The sequence below is a fragment of the Streptomyces sp. NPDC006265 genome, from assembly GCF_040613555.1.
Taxonomy (GTDB): domain Bacteria; phylum Actinomycetota; class Actinomycetes; order Streptomycetales; family Streptomycetaceae; genus Streptomyces.
The window spans coordinates 1-8,204 of record NZ_JBEXSH010000379.1; the positions used below are offsets into that span (position 1 = coordinate 1).

Annotated in this window: 6 protein-coding genes and 1 pseudogene; 2 read left to right on the forward strand and 5 right to left on the reverse strand. The window is 70.7% G+C overall.

Annotated features, from left to right (window positions below; translation table 11 throughout):
* Positions 1 to 250 precede the first annotated feature (250 nt).
* Positions 251 to 2,446, forward strand: a complete 2,196-nt coding sequence (gene helR, locus ABZ281_RS27160) for an RNA polymerase recycling motor ATPase HelR (RefSeq protein WP_356659565.1) — start codon at positions 251 to 253, stop codon at positions 2,444 to 2,446.
* Here helR and ABZ281_RS27165 read toward each other — a convergent pair.
* The 4 genes and pseudogenes from ABZ281_RS27165 to ABZ281_RS27180 form a co-directional block, all read right to left on the reverse strand.
* On the reverse strand, positions 2,443 to 3,312 hold the full coding sequence (locus ABZ281_RS27165; protein WP_356659567.1) for a sugar phosphate isomerase/epimerase: 870 nt from the start codon (positions 3,310 to 3,312) through the stop codon (positions 2,443 to 2,445). The genes helR and ABZ281_RS27165 overlap by 4 nt on opposite strands.
* A complete protein-coding gene (locus ABZ281_RS27170) occupies positions 3,309 to 4,328 on the reverse strand; it encodes a Gfo/Idh/MocA family oxidoreductase (RefSeq protein WP_356659569.1) in 1,020 nt (339 codons plus the stop codon). The genes ABZ281_RS27165 and ABZ281_RS27170 overlap by 4 nt, the downstream gene beginning before the upstream one ends.
* A 22-nt stretch (positions 4,329 to 4,350) precedes the next feature.
* Positions 4,351 to 4,797 (reverse strand): annotated as a pseudogene (locus tag ABZ281_RS27175) (MFS transporter); the annotation flags it as partial.
* Between the two features lie 75 nt (positions 4,798 to 4,872).
* Entirely contained in the window at positions 4,873 to 5,823 is a 951-nt protein-coding gene (locus ABZ281_RS27180) for a TIM barrel protein (RefSeq protein WP_356659571.1), read from the reverse strand.
* A gap of 217 nt (positions 5,824 to 6,040) precedes the next feature.
* Between ABZ281_RS27180 and ABZ281_RS27185 the strand changes: the two genes are divergently transcribed.
* Positions 6,041 to 7,048, forward strand: a complete 1,008-nt coding sequence (locus ABZ281_RS27185; RefSeq protein ID WP_356659573.1) for a LacI family DNA-binding transcriptional regulator — start codon at positions 6,041 to 6,043, stop codon at positions 7,046 to 7,048.
* 28 nt (positions 7,049 to 7,076) lie between these two features.
* Here the strand turns inward: ABZ281_RS27185 and ABZ281_RS27190 are convergent, their stop codons facing one another.
* Positions 7,077 to 8,081 (reverse strand): sugar ABC transporter substrate-binding protein, encoded by a 1,005-nt coding sequence (locus tag ABZ281_RS27190; protein ID WP_356659575.1) that lies wholly within the window; start codon positions 8,079 to 8,081, stop codon positions 7,077 to 7,079.
* Positions 8,082 to 8,204: the final 123 nt, after the last annotated feature.

The following is an 8,204-nucleotide window of genomic DNA, read 5'->3' on the forward strand; positions in this document are numbered from 1 at the left end:
GGCCAGCTGCGCCCAGGGTCCGGTGCCGAGCAGTCCTATGCGCATGCCGCCGCCTCTCCACGCTGTCGGGACGACGAGCGTGCCACACACAAGCGGCGCGCCGGCAACAAGGGGCGGGCAACAGAAAAGGCAAGGAGTGTGCTCCTCGCCTGTCTCAAGCTATAGCCCACGGGGGGCCTTGCGGCAAGGCCCCCCGGCTCCCGCAAAATGTCCGGCTTAGGCCCAGGACCTGCGGAAACGGGAGAATGACGTGACCCCTGCGACCACGAGCGCGTTCGATCTTCCCGACCACCTCGCGCACATGGCCGCCCCGGCGTCGATCGCCGCGGACGAACGGCACTTCGCCGCCATCGCCGACTGCCTGGAGCTGTCGATCGCCGAACTGTCCGACCGTCTGGAGGCCGAGCGCAGGGCACCCGGCGGCAAGGGCCGGCAGGCCATGGACCGGGACGCCGAGATCCACCGGCTGACCACCCGCCTGCGCGCCCTGCGCCGCTTCGGACCGGACCTGTGCCTCGGGCACATGATCGCCGCGGACGGCTCCGAGCCCGTCTACGTGGGACGGCTCGGTCTCACGGACCGCGAGGGGCGCCGGCTGCTGGTCGACTGGCGTTCCCCGGCCGCGGAGCCGTTCTTCGGAGCCACCCACGCCAGCCCGATGGGTCTGACCAGCCGGCGCAGGTACCGCTGGGCCGACGGACGGGTCGGCGACTACTGGGACGAGGTGTTCACCGCCGATGGCTTCGACGGACACGCCGCGCTCGACGACCAGTCCGCCTTCGTCGCCGGCCTCGGCACCAACCGCTCACCCCGAATGCGGGACGTACTCGGCACCATCCAGGCCGACCAGGACGCCATCATCCGCGCCGGGTCCCGCGGCGCCCTCGTCGTGGACGGCGGCGCGGGCACCGGCAAGACCGTCGTCGCCCTGCACCGCTCCGCCTACCTCCTCTACTCCGATCCGCGCCTCGGTCAGCACCGCCGGGGCGGGGTGCTCTTCGTCGGCCCGCACCGGCCGTATCTGTCCTATGTCTCCGACGTCCTGCCCAGTCTCGGCGAGGAGGGCGTGCAGACCTGCATCCTGCGCGACCTCGTCGACGAAGGCGCCACCGCCGAGGCCGAGACCGCCCCGGAGGCGGCCCGCCTGAAGTCGTCCACGGACATGGTGCGGGCCATCGAGGAAGCCGTCCGGTTCTACGAGGAGCCGCCCACCGAGGCGATGACGGTCACGACCCACTGGTCCGCCATCCGCCTCGGCGCCCGCGACTGGGCCGCGGCGTTCCAGGCGGCGGAACCCGGCGCACCGCACAACGAGGCACGCGACCAGGTCTGGGAGGAACTCCTCACGATCTGCGTCGACAAGCACGAGGGCGACGCCCCGGAGGACCTGCTCCGCAAGGCGCTGGCACGGGACCGGGAGCTGCTCACGGTCTTCAACCGCGCCTGGCCGCTGCTCGAGGCGACCGACCTCGTCGGGGACCTGTGGTCCGTGTCCGCCTACCTGCGGATGTGCGCGCCGTGGCTCGGCCGCGAGGAGGTGCGCACCCTGCAGCGTGCGGAGCCGCAGGCCTGGACCGTCTCCGATTTGCCGCTGCTGGACGCGGCGCGCCAGCGGGTCGGCGATCCGGAGGCCTCACGGCGCAAACGGCGGCAGGAGGCCGCCGTGGCCGCGCAGCAGGACCGCATGGCCGACGTCATCGACGACCTGCTGGAGGCCCACGCCCACGACGACGGCGAAGGCGTGCTGGTCATGCTGCACGGGCAGGACATGCGCAACTCCCTGGTCGACGAGAGCGCCCTGCCCACCGCCGACCCGGACCGGCTCGCCGGGCCGTTCGTGCACATCGTCGTGGACGAGGCGCAGGAACTGACCGACGCGGAATGGCAGATGTTGCTGCTGCGCTGCCCGCCCCGGAGCTTCACCATCGTCGGGGACCGTGCCCAGGCCCGGCACGGGTTCACGGAGTCGTGGCGGGAACGGCTGGAGCGGATCGGTCTGGACCGGGTCGAGATGGCCGCCCTGAGCATCAACTACCGGACGCCCGCCGAGATCATGGCGGAGGCCGAGCCGGTCATCCGGGCCGCGCTGCCGGACGCCAACGTGCCGATGTCGATCCGCAGCAGCGGCGTCCCCGTCGGCCACGGATCCGCCGCGGAGCTGACGTCGGTCCTGGACACCTGGCTGGCCGGACACTCCGAGGGGATCGCCTGTGTGATCGGCGATCCCGGGTTCCGGCCGGCCTCGTCCCGCGTCCGGTCGCTCACCCCGGAGCTGTCCAAGGGGCTGGAGTTCGACCTGGTGGTGCTCGTCGACGCGGAGAACTTCGGTGAGGGTGCCGACGGCGTCGAGGGCGCCGTCGACCACTACGTGGCGATGACCCGGGCCACGCAGGAGCTCGTGATCCTCACGAGCTCCCGACGCTCCGGCCCGGGCGGCGTCTTCTAGGCGGCCAGTTCCTTGCGGATGCGGTCCAGCATGAACGCCGACGACTCCCGGGCCCGCTCCTCCCAGGCGAAGACACAGGCCGTGGCGACCCCGTCGAAGCCCAGTTCGCGCAGGGTGCCGAAGAAGACGTCCCAGTCGACCTCGCCCTGGCCGATGTCGAGGTGCTGGTGGATCCGGGCCGGGGTGCCCGGCGGGTTGAGGATGTAGCGCAGGCCGCTGGACCCCTTGTGGTTGAAGGAGTCCGCGATGTGCACGTGCTGGAGCTTGTCACCGGCGTAGCGCATCATCTTCGCGATGTCCGCGCCGACCTCCGAGGCGCCCGAGAGGTGGAAGGTGTGCGGTGCGCAGTACAGGTAGTTCACCCACGGCTTGTTGATCGCGCGGACGAGATCCACGGCCGGGGCGTTCTCCTCGCAGAAGTCGTCCGGGTGGGCCTCCAGGTTCAGAGCCATGCCTTCGCGCTCGAACACCGGCAGCAGCTCCTCCAGCGAGCGCCAGAAGGCCGCCTCGCTCTCGGCGGCGCGCTCGGGGCGCCCGTTGAACTCCGAGTTCATCAGCGGGCAGCCGAGGTCGGCGGTGATCTCGATCATTCGCTTCCAGTTGCGGACGGCGGCCTGCCGCTCGGTCTCGTCCGGCGAGGACCACTTGTACAGCGGCAGTACGGAGGACAGCCGAACACCGTGCGCGTGCAGCGCGTTCTTCAGCTCCGCCACCCGCGCGTCGTCCGCACGCGGGTGCAGGAAGAACGGCATGAACTCCGCACGCGGCGACAACTCGATGTACTCGTAGCCGAGTTCGGCGACCGTGCGCACCATCTCGTCGATGGGCAGAGCACGGAACATGTACGGGTCGAGGGCGATCTTCACGCGGTGCCTCCGTAGAACGCGGGCCGGGGTTTCATGTCGGTGGTGACTCTCCCGCCGCCGGTCTCCAGGGACCGGACGGCGGCATCGGTGATGACGGTGGCGGCGTAACCGTCCCAGGAGGACGGGCCGGTGGGATCCGTGCCGTCCGCCACGGAGGCGACCCACTCGCGGAACTCGGTGTCGAAGGCCTCCGCGAACCGCTCCTTCCAGTCCTGCAGCACACCCGTGCCGTGCCGGGCCGCGGTGCGGATCCCGACGGCCGCCGGGTCGGGCAGCCGGACCAGGCCGTCCTCGCCGACCACCTCGCACTGGATGTCGTAGCCGTACTGGCAGTTGACGAAGACCTCCAGGTCGATCCGGACGCCCGAAACCGTCTCGAAGATCATGACCTGAGGGTCCTTCAGGTGTGCGAACCGCCTGCTCGTGGCGCGCGGGGTGACCACCTGGGCGGAGGCGATCTCGTCGTCGAGCAGCCAGCGCAGCACGTCGATCTCGTGCACGGCCGTGTCCTGGGCGGCCATGGCCGAGTGGTACGACTCCGGCACGGTCGGGTTGCGGTGCGCGCAGTGCACGATCAGCGGAGTCCCGAGCGAACCGGTGGACAGGACCTCCTTCATCTGCCGGTAGCCGGCGTCGAAGCGGCGCATGAAGCCGACCTGCACCAGCCGGCGGCCGTGCGCCCGCTCGGCCTCGACGATCCGCAGACAGTCCTCGGCGGTCGTGGCCAGCGGCTTCTCGCAGAACACCGGCTTGCCGGCGGCGATCGCGCCGAGGACGTGCTCGGCGTGCGTGGGTCCCCAGGAGGTGACGAGGATGGCATCCACGTCGGGGGAGGCGACCAGGTCCGCGCCGGTGGGCAGCGCGGTGGCACCGGCCCGGGCCGCCACCCCGGCGGCGCGCTCGGCGTCCACATCGGCCACGGCCGTGACAGCGGCACCGGTGACGACCTCGGTGAGCCGCCGGATGTGGTCCTGGCCGATCATTCCGGCGCCGATGACGCCTACTCGTACGGTCATGGTGAAACTCCTCGGAGGATGGTCAGGACAAGCGAGCCCGCAGCTCGGCCTCGAGGGTCTCGAGCGTGCGGCCCTTGGTCTCGGGGACGTACCGCTTCACGAAGGTGAGGGACAGCACGCCCGCCGCCACGAACAGGAAGAAGGTGTGGGAGATCCCGATCCCGGAGACCAGGGACGGGAAGACCAGCCCGATCACGAAGTTGGTCAGCCACAGCACCACGGCCGCCACCCCCATGCCGAAGCCGCGCATCCGCATCGGGAAGATCTCCGACAGCATCAGCCAGGTCACCGGAGAGATCGCGCCCTGCTGGAACGCGAGGAAGGTGACCGTCATCGCGAGCACCGCGAACGCCCGCGGGTCCCCGGAGGGCAGGACCAGCGAGAAGACGCCGATCAGCAACAGGGCGAGTGTCGTTCCGATCTGACCGGCCATCAGCATCGGGCGGCGCGGCACCCGGCCCAGCAGCCAAGGGGCTTCGTCCGCCCCGACCGAGGTGGGGGTGGGGGCTGGTGTCGCGTCGTCCCTGACGCCCATGGCCGCTCCTTACCTGTCGTGGTTCGGGCGCCGGGTCCCCGACAGGCCGCAGCCGGCCAGGTGCTCACGGGTGCCGACCGCGATGGGCAGCGGCACCTCGGGGGCGCACGGGTACAGGTCCTGCTCGACGATCACGAACAACTCGGCGTCCAGCCGGGCCAGTTCGGCGACCACATCGGCCGGCTTCGGTACCCCGGCGGGTGGCGACACGCACACCCCGCGCTGCACGGCCTCACCGAACGACAGGTCCTCGGCGGCGACCTGGGCGAGGATCTCCGGGTCCATCTGCTTGATGTGGACGTAGCCGACCCGCTCACCGAAGCGGCGGATCAGATCGAGGTTGTCCCCGCCGCCGTACGCCACATGCCCGGTGTCCAGGCAGAGGTTGGTGGAGCGGCTGTCGGACTCGTTCAGCAGCCGCTCGATCTCCGCCTGCGTCTGGACGTGGCTGTCGGCGTGCGGATGGATCACCAGCCGCACGTCGTACTCGTCGAGCAGCAACCTGCCCAGCCGGTCCGCGGCCCGGCCGAACCCGGCCCACTGCTCGGCGGTGAGCTCCGGCGACTCGGTGAACGCGCCCGTCTTCTCGTCCCGGAACATGGGCGGGATGAGGACCAGGTGGTGCGCCCCCGCGGCGGCGGTCAGGGCTGCGACCTGCCGGACATGGGCGAGCATCTCGGCCCATGCCTCGGGCCGGTGCAGCGCGCCGAACGCCGTACCGCCGGAGACCTTGAGTCCCCGTGCGTCCAGCTCGGCCTTCAGACGCTGCGGGTCGGTGGGCAGATAGCCGTACGGGCCGAGCTCCAGCCACGCGTAGCCGGCCCGGACCAGCTCGTCGAGGAAGCGGGTGTACGACACCTGGTGCTCGTCCTCGGGGAACCAGACGCCCCATGAGTCGGGGGCGGACCCGAGGCACAGATTGCCGACGGTGGTACGGAGAGAGGGTGGCGCCGTTGCCATGGAGGTGTCCTTCACACTGCGGTTTCCACTGACTGTCGCGCGCTACTAGCGCGCTCTAGTTTGAGTACGATGACCCCTGTCCAAATGTCATGTCAATAGCTGGTCGCCGGGAGATCGCAGGATCCTGGTGCGAGGTCCGGTCCGGGGCACCCCGTATGGTGTGCGGCGTCGGAGGGTGGGTTCACAGGTGGATGCATCGGGCAGGCAGCGGCCCACGATGGCGGACGTCGCCGAGAAGGCGGGCGTCTCCCGCGCGCTCGTCTCGATCGTCTTCCGCAACCAGGCCGGAGCCGGCCAGGAGACCCGGGAACGGGTCCTGCGCGTGGCCGACGAGATCGGCTACCGCCCCGACAGCGCGGCCCGCCTGCTGGCCCGCGGCCGCAGCCGCACGCTCGGCGTCATGTTCACCGTGCAGCAGACGTTCCACACGGACCTCATCACCGGCATCTATCCCGAGGCCGAACGGCTCGGCTACGACGTGCTGCTCTCCGGGGCGACCCGGGGCCGCAGCGAGGCCAAGGCGATCGAGGCGCTGCTCAGCCACCGCTGCGAGGCGGTGATCCTGCTCGGCCCGGACGCCGACTCCGCCTACTTGGACGAACTCGGGCAGCGCACGGTCGCCGTGTCGGTCAGCCGGCGGGTGCCCCAGGCCCGAGTCGACTTCGTGCACACGGCCGAGGGCAAGGGTGTCCGTCAGGCCATGGACCACCTGGTGGAGCTGGGGCACCGCCATATCGTGCACATCGACGGCGGACGCGGTCCCGGCTCGGCGGAGCGCCGGCGTGCCTACCGGGCCGCGATGCGCCGCCATGGGCTGGAGGCCGAGGCGAGGGTGATCCCCGGTCACCACACCGAGGAGTCCGGTATCGAGACCGGCCGCCTGCTGCTGGCCGAACGGGACGGCGGCCGGCCGCTGCCGACGGCGGTCCTCGCCGGCAACGACCGCTGCGCGATGGGTCTGCTGATGGCCCTGACCCGGGCGGGAGTGGACGTCCCGCGCGACCTCTCCGTCGTCGGCTACGACGACAGTCACCTCTCCCACCTGATGCCGATCGGCCTGACCACCGTCCGCCAGGACGCCGCCCTGATGGCCGAGCACGCGGTCCGTTTCGCCGTCGAGCGGCTGGAGAAAAGGGAATTGGAGCCGCGGGAGGCGGTGCTGGACCCCAAGCTCGTGGTGCGGGGGACGAGCGGGCCGGTCCCGAAGGAGCCGGGTCCGGCCTGACACGGTTGCCTCCCGCCGCCCGGTTCCGTCAGCGCGTGCCCTTCTCGGCGAACTCGGCGACGCTGTCGACGTTGTCCTTCGTGACGAACGCCGGTCCCGTCAGTACGGGCGCGGTGCCGCCGCCGCTGACATTGCCGTTGGTCCTGTACAGCCACAGCGCGTCCACGGCCAGATAGCCCTGGAGATAGGGCTGCTGGTCGACGGCGAACTCGATGCTGCCGCCCTGGACGGCGCCGACGAGCTCCTTGTTGAGGTCGAACGTGGCGACCTTCGCCTTGCTGCCCGCGTCCTTCAACGACTGCACGGCGGTCAGGGCGATCGGGGCACCGAGCGTGACCACCTGGTCGATGGAGGAGTCCTTCTGGAGCTTGGCGGTCAGCGTCGACTTCACCGAGGGCATGTCCGTGCCGTTGACGTACAGGTTCTCCGTCGTGCCCTCGAAGCCCTTCTTCAGCCCGGCGCAGCGGGCCTCCAGCGCGACCTGGCCCTGTTCCTGGATGACACAGACGGCGTGCTTGGCCCCCAGCTGGTTGAGCCGCTCACCGAACGCCTGCCCCGCGATGTTCTCGTCCTGGCCGAAGTACTCGAGCATGCCGAGCTCCTTCCAGTTGTCCAGGCCGGAGTTGAAGCCGACGACGGGAATGCCGGCCGCCTTGGCCTTTGCCACGACGCCCTTCATGGCGTCGGGCTTGGCGGCGGTGAGGGCGATGCCGTCGACCTTCTGGTCGATGGCGTTCTGCACGAGGTTGGCCTGGTTCCCGGCGGTGGGGTCGCTGGAGTAGACGAGCTTGATGTTGTCCTTCGCCGCGGCGGCCTGGGCGCCCTTGCGGATCAGGTCCCAGAACGTGTCGCCCGGCGCCGCGTGGGTGACCAGGGCGACGGTCATCCTCGGGGTGGTGGCCTTGCCCGCGGCGGCGTCGGTGCCGCCGTCCTCGGACTTCTTCCCGCCGGAGCCGCTGGAGCAGCCTGCGGCGAGCAGGGCGCCGACGGCGACGGCGGTGGTCAGGGCGGCGGCTCTGTGGTGTCTGTGCATGTCGGGTGTACCTCACTGTGCTGGGACGAGGCGAAGGGTTCCGGAAGAGCGATGGGCTTGCCGAAGGGGCGGGCACAGTGCTCGCGGTAGTCGTCGTCCTTCGGCTCGCTGAACACCGTGACC

Bases quoted from the DNA above. Each gene is read 5' to 3' on its own strand.
- ABZ281_RS27170 (WP_356659569.1), bottom strand. From the start codon at position 4,328: ATGACCGTACGAGTAGGCGTCATCGGCGCCGGAATGATCGGCCAGGAC.
- ABZ281_RS27180 (WP_356659571.1), bottom strand. From the start codon at position 5,823: ATGGCAACGGCGCCACCCTCTCTCCGTACCACCGTCGGCAATCTGTGC.
- ABZ281_RS27185 (WP_356659573.1), top strand. From the start codon at position 6,041: ATGGCGGACGTCGCCGAGAAGGCGGGCGTCTCCCGCGCGCTCGTCTCG.
- ABZ281_RS27190 (WP_356659575.1), bottom strand. From the start codon at position 8,081: ATGCACAGACACCACAGAGCCGCCGCCCTGACCACCGCCGTCGCCGTC.